This is a genomic window from Lysobacter arseniciresistens ZS79 (assembly GCF_000768335.1).
GTDB lineage: Bacteria > Pseudomonadota > Gammaproteobacteria > Xanthomonadales > Xanthomonadaceae > Novilysobacter > Novilysobacter arseniciresistens.
Genome location: NZ_AVPT01000004.1, coordinates 95,521 through 108,860, shown reverse-complemented (window position 1 = coordinate 108,860; position 13,340 = coordinate 95,521). Strand labels below are relative to the sequence as shown.

Below are 13,340 nucleotides of genomic sequence, written 5' to 3'. Positions count from 1 at the left end.
TCCCGGGCGCGACCGACGCCATGCCGAGCCTGCTGATCGCCGACGACCACCCGCTGTTCCGGGCCGCCCTGCGCGGCGCCGCGGCCGACGCGGTGGACGAGCTGCAGGTGCGCGAGGCCGGCTCACTCGACGAGGCGCTGGGCATCCTCGAGTCCGGCGCCGACATCGACCTGGTGCTGCTCGACCTGCACATGCCGGGCAACCACGGCCTGGCCGGCCTCGCCGCGATCCGCGCGCAGCACCCCGGCGTGGCGGTGGTGGTGGTGTCGGCCAACGACGACCCGCGCGTGGTGCGCCGCGCGCTCGACCACGGCGCCGCCGGCTACCTGCCCAAGAGTTCCGGCCTGGACGAGCTGCGCGACGCGATCCGCGCGGTGCTGGCCTGCGAACAGTGGCTGCCGCCGGCCCTGCGCGCCGCGGTCGCCCGCACCCACAGCGACCGCGGCGACGCAGACCTCGCCGCCCGGCTGGCGAGCCTGTCGCCGCAGCAGTTCCGCGTACTGACGCTGGTCGCCGAGGGGCTGTTGAACAAGCAGATCGCCGACCGCCTGGACGTGCAGGAGCGCACGGTGAAGGCGCACCTGTCGGCGATCTTCGAGCGGCTCGGCGTGCGCAACCGGACCCAGGCCGGCGTGGTGCTGCGTGAGCTGGAGTTGAGTGATCCGGCGCGGCAGGTGGATACGGCCGGCGGGGCGTCGCCGCCCGGTTAGCGGTGTTTTTCGTGCGTTCCGTGGGAACTGGTTCCGCGCGCGGTTTTACCTTCCGCCGCTACGGCTCAGCTTCCGTAGGAGCGACGTAAGTCGCGATCCACTGACCATGGAGGTCGTAGCGCATCGCCCGGACACAGGGCCGCCGCATTCGCGCGACCGACAGCGCGCGTTGATCGCGGCCAATCGGATTGCCAGTGGGTCGCGACTCACGTCGCTCCTACATTCGCGGCGGTGCGGTGTCCGCGAGCGGCGCGGCCTCCGCCGGCATCGCCGCGGGCGTCCCCGCCCGCACGCCGCGGCCCGCCAGCAACCGGTCCAGCACCGACTTCAACGCCAGCGGCTTGAGCGGCTTGGCCAGCAGCGCATGGCCCGCCTCCAGCACGGCGTGGCGCACGGCGTGGCCGCCATCGGCGCTGAGGATCAGCGTCGGCTGCGCGCCATGACGCGCGGCGAGATCCGCTGCGAGCGCGACGCCGGTGTCGCCGTCGTCGAGGTGGTAGTCGAACAGCCACAGCGACGCCGGCGCCCCGGCCAGCCGCGCTTCGGCGGCCGCGCGGCCGTCGGCGGCGGCGACGTCGCAACCCCAGCCCGCGAGCACCCGCGACAGCGCCGCCAACGCATGGGGGTCGTTGTCGACCACCAGCACCCGCAGTCCTGCGATGCCGCGCGTGGCGGCACCCGCGACCGGCAGCGGCGGCACCGCGACCACCGGCACCGACACCGCGAAGCAGGCGCCGCGGCCCGGCTCGCTACGCAACGAAAGCGGCGCATGCAGCAGCTGGGCGATGCGGTCGGCGATCGACAGGCCCAGCCCCAGCCCCTGCCCCGGTGCGTCGTCGCCGCGGCGGAACTCGTCGAAGATCGCCGCCTGCTGCGCCGGGTCGATGCCCGGACCGGTGTCGTGCACCTCGATCCGCAGGCCACCCCCGTGGCGTCGCACGCCCAGCAGCACGCCGCCGCACGCGGTGTAGCGGACCGCGTTGGCGAGGAAGTTCTGCAGGACGCGCCGCAGCAGTTGCGGGTCGCTGTGGACCCACGCCGACGTACCGACGAAGCGGAAGCCCAGCCCGCGCGCGGCGGCAATCGCGCCGAACTCCGACGCCAGCGGCTCCAGCACCTCGGCCAGCGGGAAGTCGCGTGGCTGCGGCACCAGCCCGCCGGCCTCCAGCCGCGACATGTCGAGCAGGCCGGTCAGCAGGTCACCGGTGGAATCCAGCGCACCGCCGATCTGCGCCAGCACCTCGCGTTGCGCCGGCGTCGCCAGCTGGCCAGACAGCGAGTCGGTGAACAGTTGCGCGGCGTGCAGCGGCTGCATCAGGTCGTGGCCGATCGCGGCGAGGAAGCGGCTCTTGGCGTCGTTCGCCCGCTCGGCCTGGCGCTTGGCGACCTCGAGGTCGGCGGTGCGCTCGACCACTCGCTGCTCCAGCGTCTCGTTGGCCTGCAGCAGCCCGGCCTCGGCGCGACGGAACGCGGTGACATCGGTGAAGGTGGCGACGAAACCCCCACCGGGCATCGGGTTGCCGCGGATCTCGATGATGCTGCCGTCGGGCATGACCCGCTCGGTCAGGTGCGGCGTGCCGGCGCGCATGAACGCCAGCCGCCGCTGCAGTGCGCGTTCGAGGTCCCCGCGCGGCGGCAGTTGCTGCAGCGCCCATCGCGACAGGTCTGCGATCGGGCGGCCCACCTGCAGCAGCTCCGGCGGGAAGCCGAACAGCTCGGCGTAGCGCCGGTTCCATGCCACCAGCCGCAGGTCGGCGTCGACCACACTGATGCCCTGGCTCATGTTCTGCAGGGCGGCTTCGAGCACGCGCTGGTTGAAACGCAGGTCGGCCGAGGCCTCGCCGACGATCGCCGCGACGGTGTCGAGGTCGCCGGCTTCGCGGCGGGCGGCATCCAGCAGCACCCGCGCCGAGGCCGAGCCGAGCACCGCCGCCAGCTCGCGCTCCACCGCGGCCTCCACCCGTGCCGGCACCGCGCCGGATTCGGGCACGTCGACCAGCAGCCCGGCGATGCGGTCGCGCGGCAGGAACCGCAGGCCGGCGTCTCGCAGCGCCTTCGCATCCAGACCGCGACGGGTGCGCTGCGGGGTATCGCGGCGCCAGACCGACGCCAGCACCGTCGCCAGCGTGCCCAGGAACAGGCTCGCGCCGACCGCGCGCCCGAGCCGGCTCCAGCCGGTCAGGCCGAACAGCCCGTCCGGCGACAGCCACGCCAGCCCGAACGGCCCGCTGCGCACCCATGCACCCTCGCCGCCCTGCAACCCGGACATCGTCGGCAGCAACAACACCCAGGCCCAGGCTGCGAACCCGACCACCACGCCGACCACCGCCGCACGCGGCGGCGTCTGCGGCCGCCACACGGCGAACGCCAGCGCCGGTGCCAGTGTCGCCAGCGCCGAGAACGACACCGCGCCGACATCCGCCAGCGCCTCGCTGCCCGCCACCAGCCGGCTGTACGCCCACGCCATGAGCATGATCACGACGATGCCGGTGCGGCGCAGCGCCAGCACGCTGCCGCGCAGGTCACTGCCGTCATTGCGCGACCACGCCCCGCGCAGCAGCCCCGGCGCAAACCAGTGGTTGCCGATCATCAGGCTCAGCGTCAGCGTGCTGACCACCACCATGCCGGTCGCCGCGCTCAGGCCGCCGAGGAAGGCGAACAGCGCCAGCCCCTGCTGCCCCTGCGACAGCGGCAGCGCCAGCACATACAGGTCCGAGGGAACCGTGTCGCCCAGCAGCGCCGCACCCGCCGTCGCCAGCGGCAGCACCGGCAGCGCGATCAGCACCAGGTACAGCGGGAACTGCCAGCGCGCGGTCCGCACGTCACGCGGGTCGCGGCACTCGACCACGCCGATATGGAACTGGTGCGGCAGGATGAACATCGCCAGCGCGCCCAGCAGCACCAGCGGCACGAAGCCACCGGCAGGTGCGGCCGAGCCCGCCGGCGTGACCGTCGGCGGCAGTGCGTCCAGCCCCGCATCCAGGCCAAACCAGACAAACCCGCCGATCGCCAGCATCGCCGCCAGCTTGAACACCGACTCGGCCGCCATCGCCAGCACCAGCCCGCGGTTGTGCTCGGTGGCACTGGCCCGGCGGGTGCCGAACAGCATCGCGAACACCGCCATCGCCAGCGCCACGTACAGCGCGCTGTCCTGCCACGCCGGCGCCACCGCGCCGCTGGCGTCGCGGCTGGTCAGCATCGCGAAGCTCATCGCCACCGCCTTGAGCTGCAGCGCGATGTAGGGGATCAGCCCGAGCGCGGCGACCAGCGTCACCGTCGCCGCCAGCCACGCGTCCTTGCCCAGCCGGGTCGCGATCAGGTCGGCGATGGAAGTGGCGTTGGTCTCGCGCGCAAGCCGCACCAGCCGCACCATGAAGCCGACCGCCAGCGCGTACAGCAGGATCGCGCCGAGGAAGGTCGGCGGCAGCGGCCAGCCGTAGCGCGCGGCCTGGGTGACCGTGCCGTAGAAGGTCCACGAGGTGCAGTGCACCGCCAGCGAAAGCGCGTAGACGTGGTGCCAGTGGCGGCCCCAGATCGCCGGCCGGCGCTCGGCGTAGAGCGCGACGCCGAACATCAGCCCGAGCCACGCCAGGCTGGCAAGCGCGACGGTGGAGAAATTCAGCATGGCCGCAGGATAGCCGGGATCGACACCCGCCCCGCCAGCCGCGGTCGGCTGGCAGAACGACGGCGACGGGCCGGAGCCCGCCGCCGCCGTGACCGGGGGTCACCGGTCAAAAGTCGTAGCGCACGCTCAACGAATACTGACGCGGCGGTCCGTAGAAACCGGTCAGGACGCCCAGCGCGGTGTTGAGGTTGTAGCCGGTGGTGCGGTACTCCTTGTCCGCCAGGTTGGTGCCCTGCAGGGTCACCGACCACGGGCCGGCGTCGTCCCAGGTGATGCCGGCATTGACCAGCCCGTAGCCGTCCTGGGTGATCGGCAGCGCGCCGGTGCGGACGATCTCGGTGGTCGCCACCACGTCGCTCTGGTAGCTGTAGCCGAGCCGCGTCGACAGGTTGCCGCCGCTGGCCAGGCCGGTGCGGTACTCCAGGTTCAGTGCGCCCGAGAAATCCGGCGCGTTGGTGAACTCCTGCTCGTCGGCGATGTTGGCGCCGGCGTAGAGGAACTCGTCGTACTTCGCGTCCAGCCACGCCAGGTTGCCGGACACCAGCCAGTTGCGGGTCGGCAGCCACTGGTACTCGACCTCCAGGCCGTTGACCGTGCCCGACCCGGCATTGGTGAAGTCGCCGAAGAACGACTCCTCGGTGCCGTCGCCGTCGCCGTCGTAGGCGGTGAACACCGACAGCTGGATGTCCTCGTACTTGTTGTGGAATGCCGACAGGTTGAGGAACAGGGTCTGGTCGAGGAAGCCCATCTTGCTGCCGATCTCGAAGCTGTCGACCACCTCGTCGTCGAACGGCTCGGCCGAACGCGGCACCGCCGTGGCCTGCGCGCGGATGTTGTAGCCGCCCGACTTGAACCCGCGCGACGCCGAGCCGTAGACCATGATGTCGGGCGTCACCTGGTAGTCGAGCGCGATCTTCGGCGAGGTGTTCTTGAAGTTGATGGTCTTGTCGAAGTCGGCCACCACCGCGGTCGGCACCGTATAGGTCGCGTCGGTGTAGCCGCGGTTGAAGACCACCGCGTTCTTGTCCTCGTCGGTGTAGCGGGCGCCGACGTTGAGGGCCAGCTTGCTGGTCAGGTCGAAGGTCCAGTCGGCATAGAACGCGACGCTCTCGGTGTAGACCGTGCCCTGGGTGTCTCCGAACAGCAGGTTGAAGAAGTTGTTGAGCACCTGGCCGCCGGCCTCGCCGTCGAAGGCGTAGATGCCCATCACGCCGCGCGAGCGGCCGCCGGCGTCGTAGTTGGCCTGCAGCTCGTGGCTGGTCTGCTCGTCGGAGTAGAACGCCTTCACGTCGGCGATCTTCGCCGGCAGGGTGTCGAAGTCGATGTTGGTCTCGGTGTCGGACTCGCGCCGGGCCAGCACGTACTTGAACGCCCAGTCGTCGTTCGCCCGCCAGTTCACCGTCGCCGAGGCGCCGCTGAGGGTGGTGTCGTTGACGTTGGGCATGCCGCTGCGGATGTCGTAGCGGCTGTCGAGCGGGTCGGCGCCGGGGACGAACTTGTTGGGCGCGAGCATCCTGGCGCCGCGCACGCCGGACTGGTCGTCCATCCAGTCGAACGCGAATTGCACGTCGAGGTCGTCGCTGATCCACGCGCCAAGCTGGGCGCGGGCGGCGAGGATCTCCTTGTCGCTGACCGGCTGGCCGTTGTAGCGGTTCTCGCCGAAGCCGTCGCGGTTGAGGCTGGCGACCGCGACCCGGGCACGTACCGCGTCGTTCCCGGTGATCGGGCCGCCGACCGCGGCCTTGACGTCGAGCTGGTCGTAATTGCCGATGGTCACCTCGGCGAAGCCCTCGGTCTCGCGCGGCAGGCCCTTCGAGATGTACTTGATCGCGCCGCCGATGGTGTTCTTGCCGTACAGCGTGCCCTGCGGGCCGCGCAGCACCTCGACCCGCTGCACGTCGAAGACGTCGAGCAGCGCGCCCTGCGGGCGGGCGATGTAGACGTCGTCCATGTAGATGCCCACGCCAGGGTCGACGCCCCACAGCGGGTCGGACTGGCCGACGCCGCGGATGTAGGCGGTGATGGTGCTGCTGGAGCCGCGCGCGGCGTAGATGGTGAGGTTGGGCACCTGCGCGTCGAGCCCGCCGAGGTCCTCGACCGCGAGCCGGTCCAACGCGTCGGCGGTGAACGCGGTGACCGCGACCGGCACGTCCTGGATGGTCTCCTCGCGCTTGCGGGCGGTGACGGTGACCGCGCCCAGCGTGGTGGCCTTGGCCTCGGTTTCGGCCTGTTGCGCCGGCGCGGTGTCCTGCGCCCAGGCGGCCGGTGCCAGCAGTGCGCCGGCGACGGCCACGGCCAGGGTGGTGCGGTTCAAGCGATTGCGACCCATCTCAACCTCTCCCCAGGAACGGATGCGAACCGGCGGACGATCCGCCATTGCAGGCAAGACTAGGTGCGGCCCGGGTGGCCGGCAGCTGTACCTTCGGACAATGCCCCCGCCGCCGGCCCGCGCCGACACTGCCGGACACCGAAAACCGGGGGATGGGGCCTGATGTCGTTCCTGATCGTGCTGCTGGCGCTGGCGTTCCTGATGTTCGTCGCGTACCGCGGCTACAGCGTGATCCTGTTCGCCCCCGTTGCTGCTCTTGGAGCAGTACTCCTGACCGACCCGTCGCTGGTCGCGCCGATGTTCACCGGCCTGTTCATGGACAAGATGGTCGGGTTCCTGAAGAACTACTTCCCGGTGTTCCTGCTCGGCGCGATCTTCGGCAAGGTGATCGAACTGTCGGGCTTCTCCAAGTCGATCGTCGCCGCCACCATCAGGCTGTTCGGCGCCAGCCGCGCGATCCTGTCGATCGTGATGGTCTGCGCGGTGCTGACCTATGGCGGGGTGTCGCTGTTCGTGGTGGTGTTCGCGGTGTACCCGTTCGCCGCCGAGCTGTTCCGCCAGAGCGACATCCCCAAGCGGCTGATTCCCGGCACGATCGCGCTGGGCGCGTTCACCTTCACCATGGATGCGCTGCCCGGCACCCCGCAGATCCAGAACATCATCCCGACCACGTTCTTCGGCACCGACACCTGGGCGGCGCCGTGGCTGGGCACGATCGGCGGCGTGTTCATCCTGATCGCCGGCCTGGCGTACCTCGACTGGCGCCGGCGCGCGGCACTGCGCAAGGGCGAGGGCTACGGCGACACCGCGACGCTGGTCAACGAGCCGGCGCCCTTCCTCGGCGGCCGGCTGGCCAACCCGGCGATCGCGGTCCTGCCGCTGGTGCTGGTGGGCGTGACCAACAAGCTGTTCACCGACTGGATCCCACGCTACTACGGCGAGGCCCACGCGTTCGACCCGGCGGTGATCGGCGATGCCGCGCCGGTGGTGCAGCAGGTGTCGTCGGTGACGGCGATCTGGGCGGTCGAGGGCGCGCTGCTGGTCGGCATCCTGACCGTGCTGGCATTCGCCTGGAAGCCGGTGATGACCACCTTCGCCGAGGGCACGAAGACCGCGATCGGCGGCGCGCTGCTGGCGGCGATGAACACCGCGTCGGAATATGGCTTTGGCGCGGTGATTGCCGCCCTGCCCGGCTTCCTGGTCGTCGCCAACGCGCTGGGCGCGATTCCCAACCCGCTGGTCAACGAGGCGGTCACCGTCACCGCGCTGGCCGGCATCACCGGTTCGGCATCGGGCGGCATGAGCATCGCGCTGGCGGCGATGGCCGACACCTTCATCGCCAACGCCAACGCCGCCGGCATCCCGATGGAGGTGCTGCACCGCGTCGCCGCGATGGCCTCCGGCGGCATGGACACCCTGCCCCACAACGGCGCGGTCATCACCCTGCTGGCGGTGACCGGCCTGACCCACCGGCAGGCCTACAAGGACATCTTCGCGATCACCATCATCAAGACGCTGGCGGTGATGGTGATCATCGGCGTGTTCTACGCGACCGGGATCGTCTGACCGGGATTGCGCAGTCCGGATCGTCCGACCGGCTTCAATCGGCGGCGCCGGGCTCCGGTGCCGCCGGTGTGTCGACGCCGTCCTGCAGGGTCCCGACCGGCTCGCCGACGGGCTGGCCCTGCGGCGTCAGCAGGGTCCAGTGGCCCCACGCGTCGTGGACGCCGTGGCCGGTGGTGTCGCCGCGCGCGGCGTCGTCGGCGTGGTGGTACAGCGGGTGACCGTTGTAACTCATCTGCGCGGTCCCGTCGGCTCGGGTGACCACGCCGACGAGCGCAGGCGCCAGTCCGTCCCCGAGGTCGGGCTCGCCGGCGGGGGCGTAGACCGGCGCCCACTGTTGCAGGCAGTCGCCGGTGCACGCGCTGCCATCGGTGTCGCCGGCGAGCATGTAGACCGCGCGCCGGTCGCTGTCGGCCACGAACGGCCCGGGTCCACCGGCCGACATCACCTGCAGGCTGTCGGCGGTCATCGTCCGCTGGGTCACCAGCGCGCCGGTGTCGGCGGTGGCCGACGGGGTTTCCGCGGCGTCGGTGAGCATCGGCTGGCGGTCGGCGTCGCCGCCACAGGCCTGCAGCAGCGGAACCACCAACAGCAGGGCGATGGGAAGCCTCAGCGTACATGGGGCGATCGGGTGGCTGGACCTCGTCATGTCGCCTCCTTCGGGTCGAGCTGCGCGAACGCGTCCGCGAACGGGCCGGGCTCGGTCGGTCGCACCAGCCGCGCCACCTCGCGCCCGTGGCGCAGGAACACGAAGGTCGGCCAGAGTTTCACCTTGAACGAGCGGCCCAGCGCGCGCCCGGCACCGTCCTCGATCCGCAGGTGGTCGACGCCCGGGTGCCTGGCCAGCGCCTCCCGCAGCTCCGGCTCGGCGGCCTGGCAGTGGCCGCACCAGTCGGTACCGAACTCGATGACCAGCGGGCCGGCCATCGCGTCGACGTCGGCGCGGCTGGGTTCGTTGTCGATGTAGACGCGGTTGAATGGCATCGGGCTGATCTCCGTATGGGGCCGATCTCCGTATGCACCCGGAATACCGCGACGGCGGGCGACGCGGCGTGAACGCGCCGCGGCCCGCGCGCGTCCGGTCAGCGCAGTTCGAAGCGGTCGCCGTCGAGCATCGCCGGGAACTTCTGCCGGTGCCGCGCCAGCTCCGAGCCCAGCAGCGTGCTGGTGGTCACCACTTCCATGTCGGCGCACTCGGTCACCGGGTGGCCGAGGAAGTCGATCACGGCGCTGTCGCCGCTGTAGCGGATGTTGTTGCCGTCGGTGCCGACCCGGTTGAGGCCGGCGACGTAGCACAGGTTCTCGATCGCGCGGGCGCGCAGCAGGGTCTTCCAGGCGTGGTCGCGCACGGCCGGCCAGTTGGCGACGTAGATGGCCAGGTCGTAGTCCGGCTCGCCGGGACGCTCGACGTCGTAGCGGTTGCGCGAGAACACCGGGAAGCGCAGGTCGTAGCAGACCAGCGGGCAGATCCGCCAACCGCGCCACTCCAGCGTGATGCGGTCCCGGCCGGCGGCGTAGCGTTCGTGCTCATGCGCGTAACGGAACAGGTGGCGCTTGTCGTAGTGGGAGACGCCGCCGTCCGGGGTGACGAACAGCATCCGGTTGTGGACGCCGTCGCCGTCGCGGATCTGCACGCTGCCGGTGACCGCCGCGTCCAGCCGCGCGGCCTGCGCGCGCATCCATTCGACGGTGGCGCCGTCCATCGTCTCGGCGGTGTCCAGCGCCTCGTTGGAGAAGCCGCTGGTGAAGGTTTCCGGCAGGACGACCAGATCGGTGGTGTCGTGCAGCGGCGCGATCAGTTCGCCGTAGTACTCGCGGTTGGCGGCCGGGTCGTGCCAGACGGTGGCGCCCTGCACGAGCGAAATGCGGAGGTTGCTGTTCATGGTGGCCACTCAGAGTCTTGCCAGCCGCTCGATCGCGGCATCCAGCGTCGCCTCGTTCTTGGCGAAGCACAGCCGCGCCAGCCGCTGGCCCTGCGGCGGCGTGCCGTAGAACGGCGACAGCGGGATCGCCACCACGCCGTGCTCGACCGTCAGCCAGCGGCAGAACGCGGCGGCGTCGAGGTCGCTGACGTCGGAGTAGTCGACCAGCTGGAAGTAGCCGCCCGGCACCGGCAGCGGCTTGAGCTTCGTCGTCAGCAGCTGCTCGCGGAAGCGGTCGCGCCGCGGCTGGTAGAACTCGCCTAGCTGCTCGTAGTGCTCCGGCTCGGCTTCGATCATCTCGGCGAAGGCCGCCTGCGCCGGGGTGAAGGTGCAGAAGGTGTTGTACTGGTGGACCTTGCGGAACTCGGCGCTCAGCGCCGGCGGCGCCACGCAGTAGCCGACCTTCCAGCCGGTGCAGTGGTAGGTCTTGCCGAAGCTCGACACCACGAACGCGCGCTCGCGCAACTCGGGGTAACGCAGCGCCGACTCGTGCCGGCGGCCGTCGTAGACGATGTGCTCGTAGACCTCGTCCGACAGCAGGAAGATGTCGGTGCCACGCAGCAGCCCGGTCAGCTGGCGGATGTCGTCGGCGTCGAACATCGCCCCGGACGGGTTGTGCGGGGTGTTGGTCATCAGCATCCGCGTCTTCGGCGTGACCGCCCTGCGGATGAGGTCCCAATCCGGCGCGAAGGTCCGCGGGTCCAGCGGGACGTGCACCGGGACGCCGCCGGCCAGCTCGATCGCCGGCTCGTAGCAGTCGTAGCAGGGGTCGAGGACGATCACCTCGTCGCCCGGCCGCACCACCGCGTGGATCGCGTCGAGGATCGCCTCGCTGGCGCCGGAGGTGACGGTGATCTCGGCGTCCGGGTCGGGGCGGTAGCCGTAGCAGCGTTCGGTCTTGTCGGCGATCGCCTTGCGCAGCGACGGCAGACCGGTCATCGGCGCGTACTGGTTGAGACCGTCAAGCATCGCCCGCGCCAGCGCGTCGACCAGCCGCGGCGGGATGTCGAAATCGGGGAAGCCCTGGCCGAGGTTGACCGCGCCGTGTTCGGCGGCCAGCTGCGACATCACGGCGAAGATCGTGGTGCCCACGCGGGGCAGTTTGGTTCGCGGTACGGGCGTCATCGGATCACGGCGTTCGAGGGGGAACACGAGTCTACGAAATCCCGCCGCGCGCGGCCCGCGGGGCGGCTTGCATCCCACGGCGGGGCGGTCGACACTCCCGTTCATGCGTACCTACCGGGTGGTCGATGCTTCCGAGCTGGCCGACGCCTATGCGGCCGCTGACTATCGCGTCTCCCTCGACGGCGATGCGCTGCGCCTGCGCGTGGGTGGACCGGCGGGCGACCTGGAGGCCTACTGGCCCGCGGATCGCTACGTCTTCCTGACCGCCTGGAACCCCGCCTCCGAACCGCATTCCGAGGCAGCCAACACCTCGGCCGATGCGCTGCTGGTGGCCCAGCTCGACGCCGACGGCATCGCCCGGCAGCCGGCCTGGGCGGCGGCACCGGACGGTGGCTGGCGCGAACCCGGATGGCTGCTGGCCGACGTCGACGACCACCAGGCCGACCGCCTCGCGCGGGAGTTCGGCCAAGCGGCGGTGCTGTGCTGGGCGCGCGGCGAGCCGGTGCGGCTGCGGATGCTGGTCGAGCGTCCCGACCCGTTCCACCCGGGCGGACCGCTCGCGCGCTACACCGACTGGCCCGGCGACGTCACCCGCGAAGCCGCGTGCCCCGCCTGACCCGCTCGACCCGCGGGACCGGGCCCGCCGCCGCCCACGTTAGAATCGCGGACCTGCCGGCCGCCGCGCCGGCGAGCATCCGCCCCGCTCCATGCCCCTGACCGACCGTTCCGCCCCGCCCCTGCTGGAGGCCCGCGGCCTGCGTTTCGCGCGCAACGACGAGCCCGTGTTCGGCCCGCTCGACTTCAGCGTCGACGCCGGCGAGGCTCTGCTGGTGCAGGGCGACAACGGCGCCGGCAAGACCACCCTGCTGCGGGTGCTGGCCGGGCTGCTGCGCGCCGACGGCGGCACGATCGACATCGACGGTGGCGCCGCCGGACCGGCCCGCCGCGCCCGGGCGATCGCCTACCTCGGCCACCTGCCGGGGTTGAAGGCGGACCTCAGCGTGCTGGAGAACCTGGAATTCCTGTGCGGGCTGCAAGGGCGCCGGCGCGGCCAGCTGATCGTCAACGCGCTGGCGATCGTCGGACTGGCCGGGTATGAGGACGCCCTCGCGCGCCAGCTCTCGGCCGGTCAGAAGAAGCGCCTGTCGCTGGCCCGCCTGTGGCTGTCGCCCGCACCGCTGTGGCTGCTGGACGAGCCCTACGCCAACCTCGACCTGGAAGGCATCGAACTGGTCAACCGGATGGTCCAGGCGCACCTGCGCGCCGGTGGCGCGGCACTGGTGACCACCCACGGCGCCTACGCCGCACCGCCGGTCCGGACCCGGCTGCTGTCGATGACCCGGCCGGTCGCGGAGCAGGCGGCATGAAGTCGGCCTCGTCCCTCCCGGGGCTCGCCGGCACCGCCTGGGCGCTGATGCTGCGCGACCTGCGGCTGCTGTGGCGCCGCCGTGGCGACGCGTTCCAGCCGGCGCTGTTCGCGCTGCTGGTGGTGGTGCTGTTCGCGCTGGCCCTCGGCGGCGAGGCCGAGGTGCTGGCCGGCGTCGCCCCGGCGGTGCTGTGGGTGGCGGTGCTGCTGTCGGGACTGCTGGCGCTGGACACGCTGTTCCGCGGCGACGCCGAGGACGGTTCGCTGGAGCAATGGATGCTGGCGCCGGTCCCGCTGGCGTGGCTGGTCGGTGTGCGTACGTTCATGCACTGGGCCACCACCGCCCTGCCATTGCTGGTCGCCGCGCCGTTCCTGGCCGAGCTGATGCACCTGCCACGCGGGCAGTTGCCGGTGCTGATGGCCTCGCTGGCGCTGGGTACGCCGCTGCTGAGCCTGCTCGGCGCGGTGGTCGCCGCGCTGACCGTCGGAATGAGGCGCTCCGGTATACTTCTGGCCTTGCTTGCACTGCCCCTGTACGTGCCCGTGCTAGTGTTCGGGGCGGGCAGTGTGGCGGCTTCGGCCCAGGGACTGGACCCGGTCGGCGCGCTGCTCCTGATGGGTGCCGGACTGGCCCTGTCACTGGTGCTCGCGCCGCTGGCCGCGGCCGCCGCGATCCGCATCGCGCTGGACTGATACCGCC

At 71.4% G+C, this 13,340-nt stretch carries 11 protein-coding genes; 5 read left to right on the top strand and 6 right to left on the bottom strand.

Annotated features, from left to right (window positions below; translation table 11 throughout):
* The first annotated feature begins 20 nt into the window (after nt 1-20).
* Entirely contained in the window at nt 21-710 is a 690-nt protein-coding gene (locus N799_RS03710) for a response regulator transcription factor (RefSeq protein WP_036208059.1), read from the top strand.
* 217 nt (nt 711-927) lie between these two features.
* On the opposite strand, the gene N799_RS03705 is transcribed toward N799_RS03710, so the two are convergent.
* Nucleotides 928-4,335, bottom strand: coding sequence for a hybrid sensor histidine kinase/response regulator (locus N799_RS03705; protein ID WP_081974677.1), 3,408 nt, complete (start codon nt 4,333-4,335; stop codon nt 928-930).
* A 106-nt stretch (nt 4,336-4,441) separates the two neighbouring features.
* Nucleotides 4,442-6,664 carry a TonB-dependent receptor gene (locus N799_RS03700; RefSeq protein ID WP_052101184.1) on the bottom strand — a complete coding sequence of 741 codons (2,223 nt, stop codon included), beginning with the start codon at nt 6,662-6,664 and terminating at the stop codon, nt 4,442-4,444.
* A 162-nt stretch (nt 6,665-6,826) separates the two neighbouring features.
* Here N799_RS03700 and N799_RS03695 point away from each other — a divergent pair, with 162 nt between their 5' ends.
* Nucleotides 6,827-8,230, top strand: a complete 1,404-nt coding sequence (locus tag N799_RS03695) for a GntP family permease (RefSeq protein ID WP_036208056.1) — start codon at nt 6,827-6,829, stop codon at nt 8,228-8,230.
* A 34-nt stretch (nt 8,231-8,264) separates the two neighbouring features.
* On the opposite strand, the gene N799_RS14280 is transcribed toward N799_RS03695, so the two are convergent.
* The 4 genes from N799_RS14280 to N799_RS03675 form a co-directional block, all read right to left on the bottom strand.
* Complete coding sequence (locus N799_RS14280) at nt 8,265-8,876, bottom strand: COG4315 family predicted lipoprotein (protein WP_081974676.1); 612 nt, start codon at nt 8,874-8,876, stop codon at nt 8,265-8,267.
* Nucleotides 8,873-9,211 carry a thioredoxin family protein gene (locus N799_RS03685; protein ID WP_036208053.1) on the bottom strand — a complete coding sequence of 113 codons (339 nt, stop codon included), beginning with the start codon at nt 9,209-9,211 and terminating at the stop codon, nt 8,873-8,875. Before N799_RS03685 ends, N799_RS14280 begins: the two co-directional genes overlap by 4 nt.
* Before the next feature lie 98 nt (nt 9,212-9,309).
* Nucleotides 9,310-10,110, bottom strand: a complete 801-nt coding sequence (locus N799_RS03680) for an amidohydrolase (RefSeq protein ID WP_036208262.1) — start codon at nt 10,108-10,110, stop codon at nt 9,310-9,312.
* 9 nt (nt 10,111-10,119) lie between these two features.
* Complete coding sequence (locus N799_RS03675; RefSeq protein WP_036208050.1) at nt 10,120-11,274, bottom strand: pyridoxal phosphate-dependent aminotransferase; 1,155 nt, start codon at nt 11,272-11,274, stop codon at nt 10,120-10,122.
* 103 nt (nt 11,275-11,377) lie between these two features.
* On the opposite strand from N799_RS03675, the gene N799_RS03670 reads away from it, so the two are divergent.
* The 3 genes from N799_RS03670 to ccmB all read left to right on the top strand — a co-directional run bounded on the left by N799_RS03670 (nt 11,378) and on the right by ccmB (nt 13,333).
* On the top strand, nt 11,378-11,890 hold the full coding sequence (locus tag N799_RS03670; RefSeq protein WP_052101180.1) for a DUF3293 domain-containing protein: 513 nt from the start codon (nt 11,378-11,380) through the stop codon (nt 11,888-11,890).
* 91 nt (nt 11,891-11,981) lie between these two features.
* Complete coding sequence (ccmA, locus tag N799_RS03665; RefSeq protein ID WP_036208047.1) at nt 11,982-12,641, top strand: heme ABC exporter ATP-binding protein CcmA; 660 nt, start codon at nt 11,982-11,984, stop codon at nt 12,639-12,641.
* Nucleotides 12,638-13,333 carry a heme exporter protein CcmB gene (gene ccmB, locus N799_RS03660; RefSeq protein WP_036208045.1) on the top strand — a complete coding sequence of 232 codons (696 nt, stop codon included), beginning with the start codon at nt 12,638-12,640 and terminating at the stop codon, nt 13,331-13,333. The genes ccmA and ccmB overlap by 4 nt, the downstream gene beginning before the upstream one ends.
* The last annotated feature ends 7 nt before the right edge of the window (nt 13,334-13,340 follow it).

Excerpts from the sequence above, each read along its gene's own strand:
- N799_RS03695 (WP_036208056.1), top strand. The coding sequence starts at position 6,827 with ATGTCGTTCCTGATCGTGCTGCTGGCGCTGGCGTTCCTGATGTTCGTC.
- N799_RS03700 (WP_052101184.1), bottom strand. The coding sequence starts at position 6,664 with ATGGGTCGCAATCGCTTGAACCGCACCACCCTGGCCGTGGCCGTCGCC.
- N799_RS03705 (WP_081974677.1), bottom strand. The coding sequence starts at position 4,335 with ATGCTGAATTTCTCCACCGTCGCGCTTGCCAGCCTGGCGTGGCTCGGG.
- N799_RS03710 (WP_036208059.1), top strand. The coding sequence starts at position 21 with ATGCCGAGCCTGCTGATCGCCGACGACCACCCGCTGTTCCGGGCCGCC.
- ccmA (WP_036208047.1), top strand. The coding sequence starts at position 11,982 with ATGCCCCTGACCGACCGTTCCGCCCCGCCCCTGCTGGAGGCCCGCGGC.
- N799_RS03685 (WP_036208053.1), bottom strand. The coding sequence starts at position 9,211 with ATGCCATTCAACCGCGTCTACATCGACAACGAACCCAGCCGCGCCGAC.
- N799_RS03680 (WP_036208262.1), bottom strand. The coding sequence starts at position 10,110 with ATGAACAGCAACCTCCGCATTTCGCTCGTGCAGGGCGCCACCGTCTGG.
- N799_RS14280 (WP_081974676.1), bottom strand. The coding sequence starts at position 8,876 with ATGACGAGGTCCAGCCACCCGATCGCCCCATGTACGCTGAGGCTTCCC.
- N799_RS03675 (WP_036208050.1), bottom strand. The coding sequence starts at position 11,274 with ATGACGCCCGTACCGCGAACCAAACTGCCCCGCGTGGGCACCACGATC.
- N799_RS03670 (WP_052101180.1), top strand. The coding sequence starts at position 11,378 with ATGCGTACCTACCGGGTGGTCGATGCTTCCGAGCTGGCCGACGCCTAT.
- ccmB (WP_036208045.1), top strand. The coding sequence starts at position 12,638 with ATGAAGTCGGCCTCGTCCCTCCCGGGGCTCGCCGGCACCGCCTGGGCG.